The sequence below is a fragment of the Liquorilactobacillus hordei DSM 19519 genome, assembly GCF_019443985.1.
In the GTDB taxonomy this organism is placed as follows: Bacteria; Bacillota; Bacilli; order Lactobacillales; family Lactobacillaceae; genus Liquorilactobacillus; species Liquorilactobacillus hordei.
The window spans coordinates 1,889,400-1,909,504 of the sequence record NZ_CP049303.1; the positions used below are offsets into that span (position 1 = coordinate 1,889,400).

Annotated in this window: 20 protein-coding genes, 1 pseudogene and 1 other annotated feature; of the genes and pseudogenes, 2 read left to right on the top strand and 19 right to left on the bottom strand. The window is 35.2% G+C overall.

The features are described from left to right. From larC to larA, 3 genes are read right to left on the bottom strand one after another with little or no spacing between them, the layout of a single operon-like run. Entirely contained in the window at positions 1-1,239 is a 1,239-nt protein-coding gene (larC, locus tag G6O70_RS10500) for a nickel pincer cofactor biosynthesis protein LarC (protein WP_219934276.1), read from the bottom strand. Next, complete coding sequence (larB, locus tag G6O70_RS10505) at positions 1,236-1,997, bottom strand: nickel pincer cofactor biosynthesis protein LarB (RefSeq protein WP_219934277.1); 762 nt, start codon at positions 1,995-1,997, stop codon at positions 1,236-1,238. Before larB ends, larC begins: the two co-directional genes overlap by 4 nt. Position 1,998: 1 nt before the next feature. After that, a complete protein-coding gene (gene larA, locus G6O70_RS10510; protein ID WP_219934278.1) occupies positions 1,999-3,282 on the bottom strand; it encodes a nickel-dependent lactate racemase in 1,284 nt (427 codons plus the stop codon). Between the two features lie 251 nt (positions 3,283-3,533). Here larA and G6O70_RS10515 point away from each other — a divergent pair, with 251 nt between their 5' ends. Further along, a complete protein-coding gene (locus tag G6O70_RS10515; RefSeq protein WP_057870485.1) occupies positions 3,534-4,205 on the top strand; it encodes a Crp/Fnr family transcriptional regulator in 672 nt (223 codons plus the stop codon). Positions 4,206-4,271: 66 nt separating this feature from the next. On the opposite strand, the gene G6O70_RS10520 is transcribed toward G6O70_RS10515, so the two are convergent. From G6O70_RS10520 to G6O70_RS10585, 14 genes are all read right to left on the bottom strand, one after another. After that, the gene (locus tag G6O70_RS10520; RefSeq protein WP_219934279.1) at positions 4,272-5,195 is read right to left on the bottom strand and encodes an IS30 family transposase; all 924 of its coding nucleotides are present in this window, start codon (positions 5,193-5,195) and stop codon (positions 4,272-4,274) included. 182 nt (positions 5,196-5,377) lie between these two features. Next, positions 5,378-6,352: a Gfo/Idh/MocA family protein gene (locus G6O70_RS10525; protein WP_057870316.1), complete on the bottom strand. Its 975-nt coding sequence runs from the start codon at positions 6,350-6,352 to the stop codon at positions 5,378-5,380. A gap of 5 nt (positions 6,353-6,357) precedes the next feature. Beyond that, the gene (gene hisC / locus G6O70_RS10530; protein ID WP_057870315.1) at positions 6,358-7,500 is read right to left on the bottom strand and encodes a histidinol-phosphate transaminase; all 1,143 of its coding nucleotides are present in this window, start codon (positions 7,498-7,500) and stop codon (positions 6,358-6,360) included. A 10-nt stretch (positions 7,501-7,510) separates the two neighbouring features. Then, positions 7,511-7,831, bottom strand: coding sequence for a phosphoribosyl-ATP diphosphatase (gene hisE / locus G6O70_RS10535; RefSeq protein ID WP_057870314.1), 321 nt, complete (start codon positions 7,829-7,831; stop codon positions 7,511-7,513). 2 nt (positions 7,832-7,833) lie between these two features. Next, a complete protein-coding gene (hisI, locus tag G6O70_RS10540) occupies positions 7,834-8,157 on the bottom strand; it encodes a phosphoribosyl-AMP cyclohydrolase (protein WP_057870313.1) in 324 nt (107 codons plus the stop codon). Next, positions 8,154-8,912 (bottom strand): imidazole glycerol phosphate synthase subunit HisF, encoded by a 759-nt coding sequence (hisF, locus tag G6O70_RS10545; RefSeq protein ID WP_057870312.1) that lies wholly within the window; start codon positions 8,910-8,912, stop codon positions 8,154-8,156. The genes hisI and hisF overlap by 4 nt, the downstream gene beginning before the upstream one ends. Next, positions 8,902-9,627 carry a 1-(5-phosphoribosyl)-5-[(5-phosphoribosylamino)methylideneamino]imidazole-4-carboxamide isomerase gene (gene hisA, locus G6O70_RS10550; RefSeq protein WP_057870311.1) on the bottom strand — a complete coding sequence of 242 codons (726 nt, stop codon included), beginning with the start codon at positions 9,625-9,627 and terminating at the stop codon, positions 8,902-8,904. Before hisA ends, hisF begins: the two co-directional genes overlap by 11 nt. Then, on the bottom strand, positions 9,627-10,238 hold the full coding sequence (gene hisH / locus G6O70_RS10555; protein WP_057870310.1) for an imidazole glycerol phosphate synthase subunit HisH: 612 nt from the start codon (positions 10,236-10,238) through the stop codon (positions 9,627-9,629). Before hisH ends, hisA begins: the two co-directional genes overlap by 1 nt. After that, entirely contained in the window at positions 10,239-10,823 is a 585-nt protein-coding gene (hisB, locus tag G6O70_RS10560) for an imidazoleglycerol-phosphate dehydratase HisB (protein ID WP_057870309.1), read from the bottom strand. 1 nt (position 10,824) lies between these two features. Continuing rightward, positions 10,825-12,111 (bottom strand): histidinol dehydrogenase, encoded by a 1,287-nt coding sequence (gene hisD, locus G6O70_RS10565; protein ID WP_057870308.1) that lies wholly within the window; start codon positions 12,109-12,111, stop codon positions 10,825-10,827. A gap of 12 nt (positions 12,112-12,123) precedes the next feature. Further along, positions 12,124-12,774, bottom strand: coding sequence for an ATP phosphoribosyltransferase (gene hisG / locus G6O70_RS10570; protein ID WP_181387821.1), 651 nt, complete (start codon positions 12,772-12,774; stop codon positions 12,124-12,126). After that, positions 12,740-13,909: an ATP phosphoribosyltransferase regulatory subunit gene (locus G6O70_RS10575; protein ID WP_057870306.1), complete on the bottom strand. Its 1,170-nt coding sequence runs from the start codon at positions 13,907-13,909 to the stop codon at positions 12,740-12,742. The genes hisG and G6O70_RS10575 overlap by 35 nt, the downstream gene beginning before the upstream one ends. A 52-nt stretch (positions 13,910-13,961) precedes the next feature. Beyond that, positions 13,962-14,197 (bottom strand) — a binding site (T-box leader). 51 nt (positions 14,198-14,248) lie between these two features. After that, a complete protein-coding gene (hisJ, locus tag G6O70_RS10580; protein WP_057870305.1) occupies positions 14,249-15,094 on the bottom strand; it encodes a histidinol-phosphatase HisJ in 846 nt (281 codons plus the stop codon). 15 nt (positions 15,095-15,109) lie between these two features. Then, positions 15,110-16,042 carry an alpha/beta hydrolase gene (locus tag G6O70_RS10585; protein ID WP_057870304.1) on the bottom strand — a complete coding sequence of 311 codons (933 nt, stop codon included), beginning with the start codon at positions 16,040-16,042 and terminating at the stop codon, positions 15,110-15,112. 326 nt (positions 16,043-16,368) lie between these two features. Between G6O70_RS10585 and G6O70_RS10590 the strand changes: the two genes are divergently transcribed. Then, positions 16,369-17,631, top strand: a complete 1,263-nt coding sequence (locus tag G6O70_RS10590; protein ID WP_219934260.1) for an ISL3 family transposase — start codon at positions 16,369-16,371, stop codon at positions 17,629-17,631. A 143-nt stretch (positions 17,632-17,774) separates the two neighbouring features. On the opposite strand, the gene G6O70_RS10595 is transcribed toward G6O70_RS10590, so the two are convergent. Both G6O70_RS10595 and G6O70_RS10600 read right to left on the bottom strand, forming a co-directional pair. After that, entirely contained in the window at positions 17,775-19,124 is a 1,350-nt protein-coding gene (locus G6O70_RS10595) for a glucose-6-phosphate isomerase (protein WP_057869893.1), read from the bottom strand. Positions 19,125-19,375: 251 nt separating this feature from the next. Next, positions 19,376-20,021: pseudogene (locus tag G6O70_RS10600) on the bottom strand (GRP family sugar transporter). Positions 20,022-20,105: the final 84 nt, after the last annotated feature.

A 20,105-nucleotide genomic window follows, 5' to 3' on the forward strand; every position in this document is an offset into this window, starting at 1 on the left:
TTACACCTCTAAATTTTTATAGTATTCTCTCTTTGCTTCTTCCATAACAGTACCTATTGGCAAATTTTTTTCTTCGGCAATTTTTTCTGCACTTGCATATTCAACAGACACTTTTTTTAAATTGCCAAATATTCCAATCTTAATTTTTACCTGTCCATGTTTGGTATTAATTATCTCAAATTTACGTTGCATTATTTTACGTTGCATTACATTCCAACGAACTCCAAAAGTTGAACTATTTTTTATAATTATCAAAATAATATCTTCTAGTGCACTTTCTTTAGCAAGAACCGTTAATTGATATGCTGGTCTATTCTTTTTTGAAAAAATCGGTGTAAAAAATGTATCATAGACACCAAAATCAAATAACTTCTTCATGGTAAAAGATAATTGTTCTCCCGACTGATCATCAATATTTGCATGGACTTCAATAACACTATCACTTTTGGTATTTACTCTTTTTTTACTTTGTTCAGACTCTAGTAGTATTCCCCGCAATGCATTCAAACTACCTGTTTCTCGTGTTCCAAAACCATATCCTACTTGTTCGACCACTAAGTTCTCTGGTATCCCACCAAATACATCTGTGATACACTTTATAATTCCAAAACCCGTGGGTGTTACTAACTCTGTCAGTACATCCTCTCTTTGTCTGAAAGGTACCTCACTATTCATCCTCATCTGCATCACTGCAGGTACTGGTACAGGCATCACTCCATGTGCAACCTTGATTGTGCCACTTCCATCCACAAGCGTTCCGCAAATGACCTTCTCAATTTTCAACAATTTCAAACCAATAAAGAAACCTACCACATCAACAATTGAATCGATTGCCCCAACTTCATGAAAATGAATCTCATCAATCTTCTTACCATGTACGTGTGCTTCCGCTTTAGCAATTTCTTCAAAAACGGTACAAGCAGACTTTTTTATATTCTCACTTAGACTAGAATTATTAATAATATTTTCAATGGTAGATAGATTTCTTCCGTGATGATGGATTTTTCCAACACCTTCATCTGCATGATGCCCTTTGAATTCGTCACTCAATGTTACTTCAAATAAATGTCCCTTAATTGCCGAACTTGTAGTCTCTGTCAGCGTTAATTCGTATCCAGTTATCTCTAATTTTGCTAATTCCTGCTTGAAGTCTGCGAAGTTAAGCCCTAGATCAAATAACGTCCCCAGCAACATGTTCCCACTTACTCCTGAAAAAGGATCAAGATATAAACTTTTCATTTTGCCGCCTCCGCCAAATGATTTATTTTACTTGCTGAATAACCAGCTCCGAAACCATTGTCAATATTTACAACTGTGATACCTGTAGCACAGCTATTTAACATCGTTAACAATGCTGCCATTCCATTAAACGCGGTTCCATAGCCGACACTCGTCGGAACTGCAATTACAGGAGAACTTACAAGTCCACCGACAACAGAAGCTAACGCTCCTTCCATTCCAGCAATTACAATAACTACTTGTGCTGCTCTAATCTCGTCTATACGTGCAAATAACCTATGGATTCCAGCAACTCCAACATCATAAATTCTGTCAACGCTATTACCAAAAGCTTCCGCAGTAACTGCAGCTTCCTCAGCAATCTTTAAATCAGATGTTCCTGCTGTCACAACTGCAATTTTTCCAATTGTTTTATCTATCGGATTTTGCTCCCATGACAACATTTCAGAAACTTCGTCATACTTTAACTGCGGTAAACTTTCTCTGATGTTCTTTGCCTTTGATGGATCAACCATGGTCACTAAGATATTATTTTGTTTACCTAGCATTGCCTCAACAATTCCTATTACCTGCTCAGCTGTTTTACCTTCACCGTAGATAATTTCAGGAACACCAGTCCTTTTATTTCTTTCCGTATCAATCTTAGCAAATCCCAGATCAGTAAATCCTGAATTATTAATGATCTCAGTTGCATCTTCCACACTTATTTGTTTTTCAGAAACAAGTTGAAATATTTGTCTTACCTTCTCAGCTTCCATACTATTCCTTACCTTTTACAATGACTCCGAGTCCATCTGGAATAACTACTACCTTGGCCTTTGCACCTTCACGCTCATATGCTTTTTCCATTGCTTCATCCAATGAGATCGCAAGTTCCATATGCATCTTTGTAATCAGCTCTGGATCAACAAGGTCTGATACAAAAATAACATGATGATTGACTAAAATACGTGCCAGAATCTGTGATGTCCATTGATCTGGAACGGTTTCAAGTCTAGGTGTATTCACAGCCTTATCAAGAAATTCCTTTGGATCAGCAACATCTGCGATGTTATGATAGAATCCTTCACCACCATGCCCATCTCGACAACCAGCGACCATAATAATGGTGCCACCGACTTTATTTGTTGCCTCAGCAGCCGTCATTCCCTTAACTGCTTGATAAATATTTTGATCTAGTGGATAACCACCATTTGTTGAAATCGTAATATCAGATTCAATCGCATCAACTTCTGATAATGATTCGACAAATTCAGTTCCTTTTTTGTGAGCCTTCTCTAAATCACCCGCAAACGAACCAATGATTTTCTTGTCTTCATCAAGTACAACGTTTAAAATGAATGCTAATTTAACCGTCTTTGCAGCGTAAACCATATCTTCATGGATTAAATTATGATTCAAGTTACCTGTACGAGAATGCTTGTCACTTATAAATTCACCTGAATGGTTTGCCATGATTGTTTTGTATGACGAGATACCAGGCAAAACAGACTTTCTTCCGCCAGAGAAACCAGCAAAGAAATGTGATTCAATGAATCCTTCTGAAATTAACAAATCTGCTTCAGTTGCGACTTTATTAACGATGAGATCGCCACCTGAAGGTAATTTACCCACTTTGACCATATCTTCATCACGTTCAGAATAATGCATTACAATTTCTTCATTATCAACAATCTCTTTGCCATACTTGTTGATTAATTCTTCCGTTGTTGAAGGTCTGTGAAATCCTGTTGCAACCAAGATTCTGATTCTTGCATCGGGAGCAGCTGAACGAATTCTACGCAACAAAATTGGCGTAATTATTTTGGATGGGACTGGGCGTGTATGATCAGAAGAAATAATTACAATATTTTTCTTACCCTTGGCCAATTCCTCCAACTTTGGAGAAGCAGTTGGATTATCTAACGATCGTTCAACCAACTCTTGTTCTGAATATTTTGCATGATATGTGGCTGCCTCGGAAACTAAAGATCCTGCAAAACTGTTCTCAGAAATGTGAGCAATAATACTTTTCTTATCATATGGTAATTTTATATCTATCATTCTTTGACAATTTCCTTTCTTATTAATCTAATTAGCAATTATAATTACTTAAGAGAGATTTCAAACATTCATTCGTGCATACTTATCAATACGTTCAATAAGAGTATGATTTGTAACCTTTAACTTATACGCCTTTTTAAATGCAAAAAACCGGATTGACTTTCCCCGCGACTAAAAGTAATATCAGTTGTTAGCACTTACTGAAGTTTTCATAAAAATGCCATTATTTAATAGAAAGGATTGTGTATTATATGGTAATGAGCCATACTGAATACCTGATGAACTATCTTCAATCAAAAAAAATGCCTGTAATTAAAAAGAAAAAACATACCTATTTGACCTATCATGGATTAGAAGAAAAGAGTACTTATGTTTTGAAACATGGAATTGTTAAAACCTCAATTATTTTACAAGATGGTAGAGAATTTAATCTTTCATACATAACTCGACCCGATGTTTTGAGTTTACTTCGCGATGAAGTTTCTAAATACACTGATCAACCATTTAATGTTCGTGTTGAATCTCAAGAAGCAGAGTTTTATAAAATTGATCGCGTTAAATTTTGGGAAATGGTCAACCAAGACGATGAGTTAAACAATTACGTTAAAGAATATTATCGAACAAAGCTTTCAGAAAATATCGTTCGTTTACAACGTATGATAATGGGCGGAAAACATGATGCTGTCTGTGCTTTTTTATATCAACTTAGTGATTTATTTGGTAAAAGACTGCCTAATCATCAAGGAGTATTAATTGACTTCACTGTAACTAATGAAGATATTGCTGGATTTTGTGGTATAAATTCAAGATCATCTGTAACAAGAATACTTAGCGATTTGCGTGAAGAAGGTATTATAGACATTAAAAATCATAAATTTATTATTACTAATATGAATTATTTATTGGATTATGTGTCAATTTAACTTTTTATTACATCTTTCCTTAATTTGTTTTAGTATGGCAGATTGCAAGAAATAACTTGAACAAATTTAGTAACGCAGATTACGCAAAAAGATCTCAATCGGTGTTCGCCAATTTAAACATTTGAGTGGTCGGGAATTCAAATACCAGTTAATTTGAATCAATTCATCATCGGTAATCTCATCAATCGGTTGACCTTTGGGAATGAAGCGGCGTAGTACTCGGTTGCGATTTTCATTACTGCCTCGTTCATGTGGCGAATAAGCGTGCGCAAAGTACAGCGGAACACCGGCCTGTTCTTCAATCAAATTGTAGTTGGCGAATTCTTTCCCATGGTCAACAGTAAGGGTCTTGAGATTATCTCCTAACTGGTTAGCCAATTCTAAAATAGCCTTGGTCATTGAAGTACTATCTCGTCCATTAAGCCGTTTAACGATGGTAAGCCGACTCTTACGCTCGACAAACGTAGCTACTGCTTGACCTTTACGTTTTCCAGATAAAACTGTATCAGCTTCGAAGTGACCTGAAGTATTACGATCAGAAATTTCAGCTGGACGATCTTCGATGGAACGTCCATGACTAAAACTACCACGGGTTTCTTTAGCTCGTTTGCGACGAATACCATGGTCAGGTAAATCAGTCACATTAATATCCAGTAGTCCCTGATCAATCCAGTTATAGATGGTTTTGTAGGCAATTCTAACTACATGAGCCACTTGTTCAATTGACCATTTTTGGATCTTGATTTTTTCTTCAATCAAGCGCTTTAGGTTAGTCGTTAAGATGGTTTTACGACCACGATGACTAAGTTTAACTTCATGGTCAGTTTGAGCCTTAACTGCGTGATACTCACCAGCTAAGCGATGAACCTCATTAAAGATAGTGGTTTTACTAAGGCCTAAATAATCGGCAATATATTGAAGTGAGTGCTTTTCATGATGAAGTGTTTCGATGACAACGCGGTCTTCAAATGATAAAATAGTGGTGCCCATAAAGGTCCTTCTTTCTAGTGGAATGTTGTGGTGACACCATTGAAGACCTTTATGGGTTTTTCTGTCCACTAATATGTTCAACTTAAATTTTACAATCTACCGTATGTATAAAAAAAAGATTAGATATTAGAAAACAAATTGTTTTTTAACATCTAATCTTTTTTTAAGGTTTAAAATATCTATTAATTCAGAGGATCTCCATACCATCTCTGGTACATTGATTCAATAATAGTCATAGTGTGCATGGTTAATTCTGGGGTTACAATTGTACTTTTTAGTTCATTGTTTGCTAGAATATCATTAATATGATTGATTTCATGCACAATTTCACTTTGTTGATTATCAGCAATAAATTTCTTCGAAGTGCCATCAGCTGCCTTCAAAAAAGCAGTTTTTGATTCCCAATAATCAGGAATCTCTAACCTTCCCTTTGTCCCATACACCACTATTTTTGTTTCTAAATCAAATTCTGTTGCAATAATGATGTTTGCTAAAACGTTGTCAGCTTTTAAAGCTAAGTTACATCTGGTATCGGCTTCTCCAACATCATTGAATTCGAATCCATTCCATTCCGTAACATCTTTACCGGTCAAATATTGTATAAGACCTATCGGACTCGTTCCGCCATTTATAAATGCCCCTCCGCCCGCAGACAATTTCTTAAACCATTCTTTTTTATCGGTAGTATCATAATTTTCTTGAATATCGATGAAACTCACTTCACCTATTACACCCTCATCAATCACCTGTTTTGCTTTTTCAATGATTGGTAGAAACACCGCACTTTGGGATTCCATAATAAACAAGTTTTTTTGCTGTGCCAATAAAAAGAGTTCCTGGGCGCCAACTTTATGTCTCGTGAATGGTTTTTCTAATAAAACATTTTTTCCAGCTTCCAATGCAGCTTTAGCACTCTCATAATGATCTTCATTCTTTATAGCTAGATATACAATATCTATTGAATCATCATTGAATAGCGATTCTAAATTCTCATAAGTTTTCGGGATTGCCAGTCCTTGAGCAAGTTGTTGTGCCTTTTTATAATCATGTCCAAAATTAGCAACTGCCTCTCCTTTTGAACTTTCTTTCAATGCTTCAACAAACTTAATTGCTAATCGATTAGTACCGACGATTCCATAATGAATTTTTTCTGCCATTATACTCACCTCATCATTGATAATAACTGCTTTTTATCCATTGTATCAGAGTTGCTGGCAGTTTCGTAATTATATTGAATCTTATTTTCCAAAATTATACTGCGCAAATTAGCACCGTCTTTTTCTGAACCAATTGTGATACGTAACCAATCTTTTAATAATCCACGCCTAATTTGATATCCTCTCTCCAACAATTTATCTGCCAATTTATTTGCAGCGGGATAATTAAAGAAAATGAAATTTGCCTGACTGACATAATACCTGATTTGATTTTCTTCAAAGAAACGCTCCCAATTATCTCTTTCGATTCGTGTCTTTTCAACAGAGTTATTAACAAAGTCCTGGTCTTCTAAAGCTGCAATCGCCGCAAGTTGTGCAAGTGAATTTAGATTATAGGGCAGCCTTATTGCCTGCATATAGTTAGCCAATTCTTCATTCATCACTGCATAACCAACACGATAATTTGCCAATCCATATGCTTTAGAGAATGTCCTCAATAACATCACATTTTTGTAATTAGCTAATTCTGACAAAAAACTGGCATTCTTAACTTTTGTAACATAATGAATATATGCTTCATCTAACAAAATCAAAATATTATCTGGAACCTTGTCAAAGAACGACTTTAAGGTTTTGAGATCTTCATATGTTCCGGTTGGATTGTTAGGATTACATACCCAGATTATTTTTGTTTTATCCGTAATTTGCTTCAAAAACTCTGCAAAATCATAGTGCCCAGTCTCAGGTAAACAAGGAATTTCAATAACTTTTGCACCTTCTATTTGAGCATGTAATGCATATTCTGAAAAGGTCGGCTTGCTAAGAATCACTTCATCCCCAGCTTCAAGAAAAATACGTGAGATCATTGTAATAATTTCATCAAGTCCAACTCCAAAAACAAGTTTTTCTGGAGCTACACCGATAAAATCTGCAATCTTAGTTCTTAATTCACTAGCATAGCCATCCGGGTAGCGATTTTCTTCTTTAAAATTCCAGTTTAAAATTGCTTCTTTTACCTTAGGTGAAGTTCCAAAGGGATTTTCATTGGCAGATAACCTTACTAATTTCTTTAATCCTAATCTTGCTTTTACGCTCTCAATAGGCTCTTCCGGTACATAATTCTCAATCTTTTTAATTTGTGATTTCATTATTATCTCCTTATAAGTCTTGAATTTCACGGCGATCCTTGGTTTTGCTCATCAAGCCTTCTCTTTTAGCCAATTCTTCTTTTATTTCATCAAATGCTACCCCTTGTTCCACAAGAAGTACCATCAAGTGATACAGCAAATCTGCTGTTTCATACACAAGCTCGCTCTTATTAGAATTTTTTGCTGCTACAATTACCTCAGTTGATTCTTCACCAACTTTTTTTAGAATTTTGTCTAATCCTTTGGTAAAAAGATAATCAGTATATGAACCTTCTTTGGGATTTTCTTTTCTTTTCAGTACCAATTGATACAATTCTTCTAGATTTTGCATTTTTAGTTTTCTCCTTTAAACTTAATTTCTTCAAAAAAACAAGTCCGTTTCCCAGTGTGACAAGCTGGGCCCGCTGGCTTAACCCGTATCAAAAGAGTATCTTGATCACAATCAAGTAGAATACTCTTCACAATTTGTGTATTACCACTCGTTTCCCCTTTATGCCATAGCTCTTGCCTTGAACGAGACCAAAACCAAGTTTCACCTGTCATAATCGTCTTTTCATAACTTTCTTCATTCATCCATGCAACCATTAAAACATCGCCTGTTTCTTCATCAACAATTACACTTGTAACTAGTCCCTTTGCGAAATTAGGTCTGTTCATCTAACATTCACCCCTTGAACTTTCAATGTTTGCTTAAGATCTGGAATTGTGATCTCACCATAATGAAAAACTGATGCTGCAAGTGCACCATCCACGGTACTTTTTTGAAAAACATCAATAAAATCCGAACTTGTACCAGCTCCACCAGATGCAATGATAGGTACATCAACCAATTCAGATAATCCTTGATATAATTTGATATCAAAACCTGATTTTGTACCGTCCTTGTCCATACTTGTGACAAGTAATTCGCCTGCACCAAGGTCAACAACCTTTTTAGCCCACTTAAGAGCATCAATTCCTGTTGCTGTTTTACCACCATGAGTATAAACCTCATAATATCCAGCTTTAACATTTCGTTTAACATCAATTGCTACAACAATACACTGATTACCAAATTTTTTTGCACCCTCCGTTATCAATGAAGGATTAGCCACTGCTGCAGAGTTCAATGAAATCTTATCTGCTCCCGCTCGCAATAACTTTTGCATATCAGAAACAGATTTAATTCCGCCACCAACTGTTAATGGCATAAAAACTTGACTAGAAACACTTTCAACCACATCTTTCATTGTACTTCTTTCCTGATTTGTCGCTGTAATATCCAGAAAAACTAATTCATCTGCACCTTGTTTTTCATATTCTGCAGCAATTGTCGCGGGATCACCAACATCAACCAAATTTACAAAGTTAATTCCTTTCTTGACTCTTCCATTATCAACGTCCAAGCACGGAATAATTCTCTTAGCCAGCATTACCATTCACCTCGGAAATCTCTTCTAATGTCAATCTGCCTTCAAACAATGCTTTCCCAACAACCATATCAGGCAAGTCTGCCGCTACTAATTTTTTTACATCTTTAATATCGCGAATTCCACCTGATGCAATGATATTACAGTTGTTAAACCTGCCTTTGAGCTTTTTTAGTAATTCAATATTAGGTCCCTTCATTGTCCCGTCTCTTTGAACATCCGTTACAATAAAGTTTCTGGCCCCAGCTTGTTCCATCTTGCTAATCAGTGTACCCATTTTCGTATCAGATGTATCCAGCCAACCATTTACCGCCACTAACTCATCAGTTCCATCTACTCCAATTACAATTTTATCTGCGCCAAATTGCTTTAAAGATGCGATTACAAACTCAGGATCAAACAATGCTGCAGATCCAATAATTACACGATTAATTCCAAGATTCAAATAATGCTTTACCCGTGTAAGATCCCTAATACCACCACCAATTTCAATCAAACCAGTAAATACTTTTCTAATATCTTTTATAACTGTTTCATTTTGTGGCGTACCTTTCAAAGCACCATCTAAATCGACAAGGTGTAAGCACTTGATTCCCGCTGCTTGATACTTTTGAGCCTGTAATACAGGTGTCTTTTCTATTAACGTTTCTTCTGCAAAGTCACCTTTATATAAACGGACACTCTTACCTGACTTTAAATCAATTGCTGGAAAAATCATTATTTAACCACCTTTTCTGAAAATGTCTTTAGAATATTCAAGCCTACGTCACCACTTTTTTCAGGATGAAATTGTGCCCCAAAAACATTTTTGTTTTGGACCATTGCTGGGATTTCTACCCCATAATCAACAGTTGAAATTAAATATTGCTGATCACAAATTGCATAGTATGAATGTACGAAATATGTATATTCATTAGCAATAAAAGCAAAATCAGTTTCATTTTTCTTTAATTGGTTTTCATTCCAACCCATTTGAGGCACCTTCAACCCATGCTTCTCAGGAATGACTATAATTTCCCCAGGAATAAGTTCCAAGCCTTCATGACTTCCATATTCATTTGATTTTTCAAAAAGCATTTGCATCCCGAGACAAATTCCTAATATGGGAATTTGCTTATCCAAAACTGCATTTTTTATAACATTGATCAATCCTTTTTTTTCTAAACTTCTCTTTGCCGGTCCAAAAGCTCCTACACCTGGCAAGATCAAACCAGAACTTTTTAGAATTTCTTCAGGGTTATCTGTCAATTGAACTTCAATTCCAAGGTATTTAAATGCCTTAATTACATTGAAGGTGTTCCCTGCATCATAATCAATTATTGAGATCACTCAAATCACACCTTTCGTTGAATTCACACCTTCAATCTCTTTATTAATTGTAATAGCTTGCCTCATTGCTCTCCCAAATGCTTTAAATAAACTTTCAATCTTATGATGCGTATTTCTACCATACAAAATTTCGGCGTGTAAGTTCATTTCAGTACTAAATGCAACAGCCTGAAAAAAATCTTCAACAATTTCTGTTTCAAAATCACCTAAGCGAGGATTCTCTAACTCCGCATTGAACACTAGATATGAGCGTCCACTTAAATCAATGCAGACTCTTCCAAGTGTTTCATCCATTGGAACAAAAGCTGTCCCATATCTTTCAATTTGCTTCTTTTGTCCCAAAGCCTCTTTGAAACACATTCCTAAAACAATCCCTGTGTCTTCAACCGTATGATGCGGGTCAACATTTAGATCACCGTCTGCAGTTACCTCTAATCCAAAACGACCATGCTTTGCAAAAAGAGTCAGCATATGATCAAAGAAGCCAATTCCCGTATTGATTTTTATGCCTGTCTGCTTATCTAAATTCAACTTGATTTTTATTTTTGTTTCTGCAGTGTTCCTTGTAATTTCAGCTTCTCTCATGCTAATTCTCCTTTTGATTGAATCTTGCTTCAATAGCACGTGCGTGTGCTTCAAGTCCTTCGGCACGAGCAAGCGTTGTGATAGCCTTCAAATCATCGGCTAATGATTTTTCTGAAAAATTAATAAACGATGTTTTCTTGACAAAGTCATAAACTCCTAATGGAGAAGAAAATTTAGCTGTACCACCAGTTGGTAATACATGATTTGGTCCAGCAACATAATCTCCAAGTGGTTCACTAGCATATCGACCTAAGAAAACAGATCCAGCATTTCTAATCAGACTTAAGTATTTCATTGCGTCTTCAAGTTGGACTTCCAAATGCTCAGGGGCAACAACGTTCATTAATTCAAACATTTCTGGAATTGATTCCATCACGGCAATGAATCCACGTTCATTTACCGACTGCATCGCAATATCTTTTCGTGGTAGCGTCTCTAATTGCTTGGTTACTTCACCACTAACTGCTTGTGCTAATTGTTCGTCATCTGTTATTAAAATTGCACGAGCACGTACATCATGTTCTGCTTGGGAAAGCAAATCAGCAGCTAGTTCACTAGGCCTTGCACTTTTATCAGCCAAGATACCTATCTCGGAAGGCCCCGCAACCATATCAATTGCTACTTTCCCGAAAACCTGTTTTTTGGCAGTTGCAACATAAATATTTCCTGGTCCAACAATTTTATTGACCGCTGGAATTGTTTCCGTTCCATATGCTAAAGCTGCAATTGCTTGTGCTCCTCCAATTTGATAGATTGCGTCAACACCTGCTATTTTAGCAGCTGCCAAAACCGTTTGATTAATTCCGTCCTTTTGTGGTGGAGTTACCATGATAACTTCATCTACTCCTGCAATTTTTGCAGGTAATGCAGTCATCAAAATTGTTGAAGGGTATGCAGCTGTGCCTCCTGGTACATAGATTCCAACTCGTTCCAATGGAGTAACTTTTTGTCCTCTAATAATTCCTGGTGTATTAGTATCAATAAAACCTTGTTCTTTTTCTAATTCATGGTAACTAATAATATTTTTCTTTGCCAACAATAACGAATCTTTAATATCATTTGACAATTCATCATATGCCTCATCTATTTTTGTCGTGGGCACTTTGAATGTATCTAATAAAATACCATCAAATTTTTGTTCATAATCTTTAAGTGCTGCATCACCATTTTTTCTAACATTCTCAACAATGTCTGCCACTCTTTGTTCAATTTCTAAATCCGTCGTCTGTTCAGTTAATCTTGCAACTATTTTCTTCATTTCAGTTAAAGATTCACGATATATTTTCATTTTTGTCCGCCCCTATTTTATTAATTTTTTATTTTGAATAACATTTTCTAATTTATCAACCAATGAATATATTTCACGTGCTTTTTGCTTCAGTGACATTCTATTAACAACAAATCTGGTTGAAACTTTATCCAAATAATCATAAATGAAAAGATTATTTTCTTTCAATGTCGTTCCAGTTTCTGTAATGTCAACAATTGCATCAGCCAGTCCTATCAAAGGTGCTAACTCAACCGACCCTTCAATCTTGATTACTTCAACGTCTTGCCCTAATGATTCAAAATATCTTTGTGTAATTAGTGGGTATTTTGTCCCAATCACTCTTCTTCCTTCTTTGTTAATTTCAAAGTCCTTAGTTGACGCTAATACAAATTGACACTTTCCTATTTCTAAATCTAACAATTCATATTGTTCATTACGATGCTCTGTCAAGATGTCGCTCCCAACAATTCCAATATCTACAACTCCAGAATTTAAATATGTTGTAACATCAGGTCCCTTTGCCAAAATGAACTGATATTCGTCATCCGAGGTATCAATTATTAGTTTCCTTTTCTTATTTTTAAGTGGTTCACAATCAACACCAGCTGCAGTAAGTAATTCCATTACTGGTTTCTCAATTCTCCCCTTAGTCAAAGCAATCTTCAGTGACATTTTGCAAATTACCTCCTGTATCAATTCTATATAATTTCGTATTTTGCTTTTGCGCGGCAATAAATGCTTTTTTTAAATCATCTTCCATTGATAATTCAAAACCGCGTTTAGTAAGAATCTTATTTACCAATCCAAGTTGCTCAGGTTGATAATAAAGTAAATCTTTTTTTTCTTTTTGTATTGAAATATCGGAAAAATCTGCCAGTATTTCTAAATCTATTCCCATTCCTACAGCAGGTTCCGCTTGTTCTTGAAAGTTCTCTAATAATTGATCATATCTACCACCACTAAAAACATATTCAGAAATACTTTCGATAAAACCTTTGAAAGTAATTCCAGTGTAATAATTTTGTGGAGGAGCGACACTTAAATCCAATAAAACTTTTTGTTTTGGTAATTGTTCTAACCAAGAAGTAATTTGTGTCAATTCATTGATAATCCGTTGTGCTTCTTCAGGTAACTCATATTCTTTTATCTTACGTAAAACCCAAGAAATATTTCCAAATAAGCGTGGCCATTTTTCTAAGAATTCATACTCTTTTCTATCCTTAAAAACAGAAATATAAGCAAGATATTTTGGCATATTTTTTCTAAACAATTCTGTCTTGATTTTCTTTTTTAAAATCTCATCTTGCGTTAATTCATCCAGGATGGCATTTGCAAATTGTGCATGTCCTAATTCAATTTGAACTTTTCCTTGTAGAAACTCTGCACTAATTTGATTAATTAAAAGCATACATTCGAGTTCTGCTCGAATCGAAGGATAACCTACAATTTCAATTCCAGCCTGTGTCATCTGATTATACTTACCAGACAGAGCCTTCGATATCTTAAAACGTTCTCCAACATAATAAAATCTTTGTGGTAGCTTTACATTATTAGTAGCTAAAAATCGCGCCAATGGCAAAGTTAAATCTGGACGTAATATTAAACTGTCATCATTGCTATCAAGCAATTGATATGTTCCCAGTTGTTTTAAATCAAACTCAGCAAAAACTTCTTTGTGTTCCAGCAAAGGTGTACTAACCTTCATGAAATTATTTTCAAGCAACGTCTTTTCAATTTTGGTCTTTATATAATATTTTCTTGCTTCGCGCTTCCCAAAGCCATCTCTTGTTCCCAATGGTAGATTTACTTTGTGCATCTTTGTTACCTCCTTAAAAAATAAAAAAAGTCCCCTTAGCCTAAAACTAGACTAAGAGGACGATTACCGTGGTTCCACCTCAATTTGTCAGTACCTCACAGTACTAACCTCATGCTGAATACAAATTCAACAGCGTTAACGAGCTTATCCGAGTAAATCTACTAGTCAGAAATAACGTTCGATTCATTGATTCATAGGTGTGGTTCGTCAATTGCTTCGGTCTCCTTCCAGCATCAGAGACTCTCTGTACGAGTGGTAATTGACTACTCTTCTAATCACAATCATTTTTTATTAGAATTATATTAGTTTCATTAATTTTAAATAAGCATACACTTGAACCTATTTTCTGTCAAGTGTTTCAATAAAATCCACCAAGTGATAACCTCGACCAACTTCACTCATTGAATGTGCATCCGATCCAAATACCAACGGTATCTTCTTTTCACAAGCTATCTGCAAAATTTGTTTTCCTGGATACACTTCATTACAATATGGTTTGTATAAGCCTGCGGTGTTAAAGTCAAGCTCCATTTTTTTCGTTTTTACGATATTTAAAATATCGGTAATTAATTCAAGATTACTATTGTTAAATTTTACAGGTAAACCGAAATAATCCTGATATTTTTTAATTAAATTCATATGTCCTATTCTTTGCGGTGCATATTTTCCTAAATCTGCAGAGACAGCTTGTTGAATTAGTTTAAAATATCTATAGTACAAATTCTGCGGATTTGCTAGAAAATCTGAAAAACCATTGGCAAATTCTGTTGTATCATAATCAACACACCAAAAACCATTAGCGGTCCCTTTCATAAAATGGACAGATAAAATATTTTCTTGTGTTCGCGGACCATACTCATCTAGAAAATTTTTGATATCAACCTCAAAACCAGGCAGATAGTCAATTTCAAACCCTACTTTAATATTGATAACATTACCATATTTTTCCTGTAACCTCTCACATAATTCAAAATAATCATCCAATTGTGACCACTTAAGTGATGCAGTTTCTAATCCCTCATTTTTTCCTTTAAATTCTGTCGCAAATCCTTCAGGAAGTGGAGCATGTTCAGTAATACAATAATCAGAAAATCCTAATTCAATAGCCTTTTCAATCATTTTAGCAGTTTCATCACCAGAACCATGTGGACAAAGTTCTGTATGTGTATGACCATCTTTTTTCATATAATCCCGCTTCCTTTATTTAAAATATTTGTCTAAATAATCATCAATATGTTTCTTATACTCGCTAGGATTAATCCAATAACTCTCAGCATGACTTGCACCCTTTACAATCCATAATTCTTTCGCAGAATTCGTAGCACGATAATTCTCCAAAGCCATATAACTCGGCACATAATCATCTTTTTCGCCGTGAATAAAAAAGATTGGTAAATTATTCTTCTTTAATTGCTCAGTCGATGAAATATCATCCAAGTAATACCCCAAACGTCGATGATTTATCGTACTAACAAGTGGATAAAAAGGATATTTGGGTAAATGGAATTGCTGTTTCAACAAGTAGGTGAGTTCTTCATGAATACTTGAATACCCACAATCCGCTATTAAACATTTAACTTGTGGTGGCAAATTTTCCCCACTTAACATCTCAACTGTTGCAGCGCCCATACTGACTCCAAATAAAACTATTTTTGACTTCATTCCAACTCGCTCGATTACTTTAGCTATCCACTTCAGATAATCTAGTCTATCTAACCAGCCAAAACTAATATATTTTCCTGCACTTTCACCGTGTCCTCGATCATCTGGCAACAAGATATTGTATCCCTTATCATAAAACATCTTTGCGTAATTAGCCATTGTCTCGCCATTTCCCTTATATCCATGTGAAATTATTACTACATTCGACGAACCAACTTTAGACGGAACAAAATAAGCTGACATATTTTCTTCTTCATTTCCAATCGAAAATGTCCACTTTTCTTTTGTAACACCCTTAAACCATTCCACATACTTCCAATAACTTTCAGCATACTTTTGTTTATCAGCTGCTGCTTCAGGAACATAATCCACTCTCTTAAAAGCAAATTTAAACAAGTATTCACTTACCAAAACAGCACTTGCGATGCCTGTACCCAACACTGCACTCGCAAAAAAATTTTTCTTTCTCATCTCTTTACCTCCAATGCTTAACTACTTACAAATTTAATTATTATCTTTATTAAAAAAAAGCACAAGTAAAGGAAGTGTAACATACTTTAAAAAATTAGATACTATCCAAAAATTAAAAGTATCGCAAACTTCTTTCACTGAATAATTCTAAACTAGGTACGAAATTTTAAACCGTAAAGCGGAATTTATACGAAATAAATGGCTCTAAAATATTGGGTGTTGATGAACTTCCATCAACACCCAATTTTCATGTACAATAAAAGGACAAGTTCCCAAATGCACCACCACATACCAACCAAAGTAAAAGTAAAGGCAAGTGAGAAAACATGTCCCAAGACTATTCTATCGAAAATATACTTCAAATCCAAGACCCAAATATTAAATGTATCAGTATTGACAATTCTGATCCCAAGAAACAAGTCATTCATGCCAAATTAACTTATTCGATAAAGCGCTGTCCACTTTGTGGCCAATCCCAAGTAGTCCGTTTTGGAACTAATTTGATCAACGTCAGGATGCCACCTATCAAAGAACGACCAGTTATCTTAAAACTGCTTAAACAACGTTATCTGTGCAAAAGAGGGCAACATACTTTTAGTGCTGAAACGTCGCTAGTTAAACCACACTGTCAAATCTCAGAAGATACCAAACAGATGATTATTCTACAGCTTACTAAAGATCGTAGTATTACTGATATTGCAGAGGAATTAAATGTTTCACCAGTGGCAGTTAATCGAGTACTTGATTCATTAGCGATTCAGACTAAGACCGCCTTGCTTACCTTACCAACTACGTTGTGTTTTGATGAATTTCGCTCCACTGGTCATCAGATGAGTTTTATTGCCATTGATGGTGATACACATCGGCTAGTTTCTGTTTTACCTAATCGCCTTAATCGAAGTATCCAAAATCACTTTGAAAGTAACTATTCCTTAGCTGAACGTAGGAAAGTTAAACAAGTAGTTATTGATTTCAATGCACAGTATCAATCCGTAATTCACATAATTTTTCCAGAAGCAAAAGTTATCGCCGATAACTTTCATCTAGTTCAAATGGGACTCCAAGCACTGAACCAGACACGCGTACAGTTAATGCATCGATTCACTCAAAATTCACGAGAATATCGAGTTCTCAAACATCACTGGCGTTTATTTTTAAAAACTTATTCTGGCTTAAATCAACGTAAACCACAATGGTTTGCGCATTTAAAGAACTGGTTCACCCAAGAACAATTAGTCTGGCAAGGTCTTGAGTTAGATTCAACCTACCAACACACTTACTTCGTTGCGCATTCCCTAGTTGATGCCTTAAGAAAGCGTGATTATTTAAAGTTCATTAAAACACTAAATCGAGCTGACAAAGTCAGCCCACAGCTTGAAACCACAATAAAGACCTATCGCAAATATCTACCATTAATTAAAAACATGATGGCAAGCAACTATTCAAATGGCCCAATAGAAGGTGTTAATCGCAAAATCAAACAAATTAAACGCACGGCATACGGCTATAGAAACTGGTCACATTTTTACACCCGGATTAGAATTGAATTTACGATTCGAATAAAAAAAAGAAAACCAATTCGAAAATGAATTGATTTTCTTTTAAAAATTTCCCATCAACAGCGGTTGACAAAGAGCCAAATAAATAGAGAAGGCTAGGTCAAATTCAACCCAGCCTTCTACCTATATTAAATACTGTTGATACAATAAATTAGTAACTTCTAAAAAATTTATTATTTTAAACGATTGTTTAGTTCCTTACTCAAATCCTCGTATCCTGGTCTATTCAACAAGGCAAACATATTCTTTTTATATGCTTCAACACCTGGTTGATTAAATGGATTAATACCATTTAAATAGCCAGAAATTGCAACAGCTATCTCAAAGAAGTAGATTGTGTAACCTAGAGTGTATGCACTCCTATCTGGAATATTAACAATCATATTAGGTACATTACCATCAGTATGTGCCAAAACAACACCTTGGAATGCCTTTGTATTAACAAAGTCCATTGATTTTCCTTCAAGATAGCCCAACCCATCCAAGTTTTCTTCTTCTTTTGGTATTTCAACATCGTGATTTGGCTTAGCAACCTTTACAACTGTCTCCATTAAATTACGGCGACCCTCTTGGATATATTGTCCCAGTGAATGTAAATCAGTAGAGAAGTTAGCTGATGAAGGGTAGATACCTTTTTGATCTTTTCCTTCAGATTCTCCCATTAATTGTTTCCACCATTCTGAGAAATATTGTAGGGATGGTTCATAATTTTCAAGAATTTCAGTCGTATAACCCTTACGATAGAGAATATTACGCAATGCAGCATATTGATAGGCTTCATTTTTTGTCAAATCAGCGTCTTGGTAGGCAACTCTTGCCTCGTCTGCTCCTTGCATAATTGCATCTACGTCTGCACCAGATGCAGCAATTGGCAATAATCCAACTGGTGTCAATACGGAGAAACGTCCGCCCACATCATCAGGAATGACAAAGGTTTCATATCCTTCTGCATCCGCTTCTGTCTTCAAAGCACCACGTGCACGGTCAGTTGTCGCATAAATACGTTCTTTTGCGGCTTCTTTACCATATTTTTCAACCAATTTTTCCTTGAACACGCGAAAAGCAATTGACGGTTCAGTTGTTGTCCCAGATTTTGAAATAACATTAACTGAAAAATCACGATCCCCAACTAATTCCAGCAAATCATGAACATATGAAGAACTGATCGAGTTACCTGCAAAAAAGATTTGAGGTGCATTTCTTTTTTCAGCAGAAAGTAAATTAAAGAAACCATGATGAATAAATTCAATTGCTGCACGAGCACCTAAATAAGAACCACCAATCCCAATCACAATCAAAACTTCAGAATCTGATTGAATTTTTTTAGCAGCCTTCTTAATTCTTGTAAATTCCTCTTTATCAAAATCAGCAGGTAAATTTAAGAAACCTCTAAAATCATTACCTGCACCAGTACCTTCACGTAATTCCTTATCTGCAGCCGAAACAAGCGCTTGCATTTCTCCTAATTCGTTATCATGAACAAATTTTGTTAAGTTAGAGCTATCAAATGAAATATGTGCCATTTTGGGTATCTCCTTTATTCTTTTTTTATTCAAAACTATTATACAATATAATTCTCAATCTGTGCGTTTTTTTTACGAAAAATAATCAAATATACTTAAAACCACTTATTAATAACTTACAATAACTTACTGATACAATCATATTATAATTTAATTTTTTTCAAACATCCAGTTAAATTACTATCAAAATAAAGAGGCTGTCTAAAATAAAAATTTTAGCACAACCTCTTAATACACGAAAACAAGTACTGTTAGATATTCGACAGCAAAACTCCACCAATTATTATCAGGATAGATCCGAAAGTAATAAATCCTAATTCTTTCTTGGTCTTTTTCTCACCTAATAATAAAATACTTCCAAACGTTGAAATTATTATCCCCATTTGTGAGAATGAATAACTAATCGCAAGTCCCACCATTGGAATCGCTAAAAACATAAAGAAGTTCCCTGTTCCCCACACAAGACCTGTAATCATATTCTTATATGTCTCTTTTTGCAAAGCATCTTTACCAAAGGCAAAAAAACTCGCGCCTCCGACCATTCCCAAAGCTTGCGGTAATACCATTGCTTTGGTATCTACTCCAGTCCATTTGACAACCACTGCGTAGCCGACATATCCCAAAGTTGATAGTGCTAATGCTTTTACACCAAGAGACCAATTATCTGATTTATTCTCTTTTGCTACCTTATTATCTTTCAGCGACGTTAGTGTAGCACCCACAATTAAAATGATTAGTGCTAATGTTCCAATTGAAATTTGATGGGTACTCGTCCATTCTTTGAATAGTAGAACCCCAAGTCATTCCCAGAGTCTGTTGATTTGCACTTCCACCTAACTTTCCACTTACTAACCCGATACTTCCCCACGCAATAGCAGGTATTAGGGCGATTAACATAATATAAATACCTCATTTCTCTTTTTCTCTTTGCGGCACAATATTATATCAGTTTTTCCCTATTTTTTTCAAGTTTATAAATTA

Coding starts and splice junctions, on each gene's coding strand:
- hisI (WP_057870313.1), bottom strand. CDS start 8,157: ATGAACAGACCTAATTTCGCAAAGGGACTAGTTACAAGTGTAATTGTT.
- G6O70_RS10575 (WP_057870306.1), bottom strand. CDS start 13,909: ATGCACAAAGTAAATCTACCATTGGGAACAAGAGATGGCTTTGGGAAG.
- G6O70_RS10525 (WP_057870316.1), bottom strand. CDS start 6,352: ATGGCAGAAAAAATTCATTATGGAATCGTCGGTACTAATCGATTAGCA.
- larC (WP_219934276.1), bottom strand. CDS start 1,239: ATGAAAAGTTTATATCTTGATCCTTTTTCAGGAGTAAGTGGGAACATG.
- G6O70_RS10590 (WP_219934260.1), top strand. CDS start 16,369: ATGTCCCAAGACTATTCTATCGAAAATATACTTCAAATCCAAGACCCA.
- hisA (WP_057870311.1), bottom strand. CDS start 9,627: ATGATTTTTCCAGCAATTGATTTAAAGTCAGGTAAGAGTGTCCGTTTA.
- G6O70_RS10520 (WP_219934279.1), bottom strand. CDS start 5,195: ATGGGCACCACTATTTTATCATTTGAAGACCGCGTTGTCATCGAAACA.
- hisD (WP_057870308.1), bottom strand. CDS start 12,111: ATGAAAATATATCGTGAATCTTTAACTGAAATGAAGAAAATAGTTGCA.
- G6O70_RS10595 (WP_057869893.1), bottom strand. CDS start 19,124: ATGGCACATATTTCATTTGATAGCTCTAACTTAACAAAATTTGTTCAT.
- hisC (WP_057870315.1), bottom strand. CDS start 7,500: ATGAAATCACAAATTAAAAAGATTGAGAATTATGTACCGGAAGAGCCT.
- larB (WP_219934277.1), bottom strand. CDS start 1,997: ATGGAAGCTGAGAAGGTAAGACAAATATTTCAACTTGTTTCTGAAAAA.
- G6O70_RS10515 (WP_057870485.1), top strand. CDS start 3,534: ATGGTAATGAGCCATACTGAATACCTGATGAACTATCTTCAATCAAAA.
- hisE (WP_057870314.1), bottom strand. CDS start 7,831: ATGCAAAATCTAGAAGAATTGTATCAATTGGTACTGAAAAGAAAAGAA.
- hisJ (WP_057870305.1), bottom strand. CDS start 15,094: ATGAAAAAAGATGGTCATACACATACAGAACTTTGTCCACATGGTTCT.
- hisB (WP_057870309.1), bottom strand. CDS start 10,823: ATGAGAGAAGCTGAAATTACAAGGAACACTGCAGAAACAAAAATAAAA.
- G6O70_RS10585 (WP_057870304.1), bottom strand. CDS start 16,042: ATGAGAAAGAAAAATTTTTTTGCGAGTGCAGTGTTGGGTACAGGCATC.
- larA (WP_219934278.1), bottom strand. CDS start 3,282: ATGATAGATATAAAATTACCATATGATAAGAAAAGTATTATTGCTCAC.
- hisF (WP_057870312.1), bottom strand. CDS start 8,912: ATGCTGGCTAAGAGAATTATTCCGTGCTTGGACGTTGATAATGGAAGA.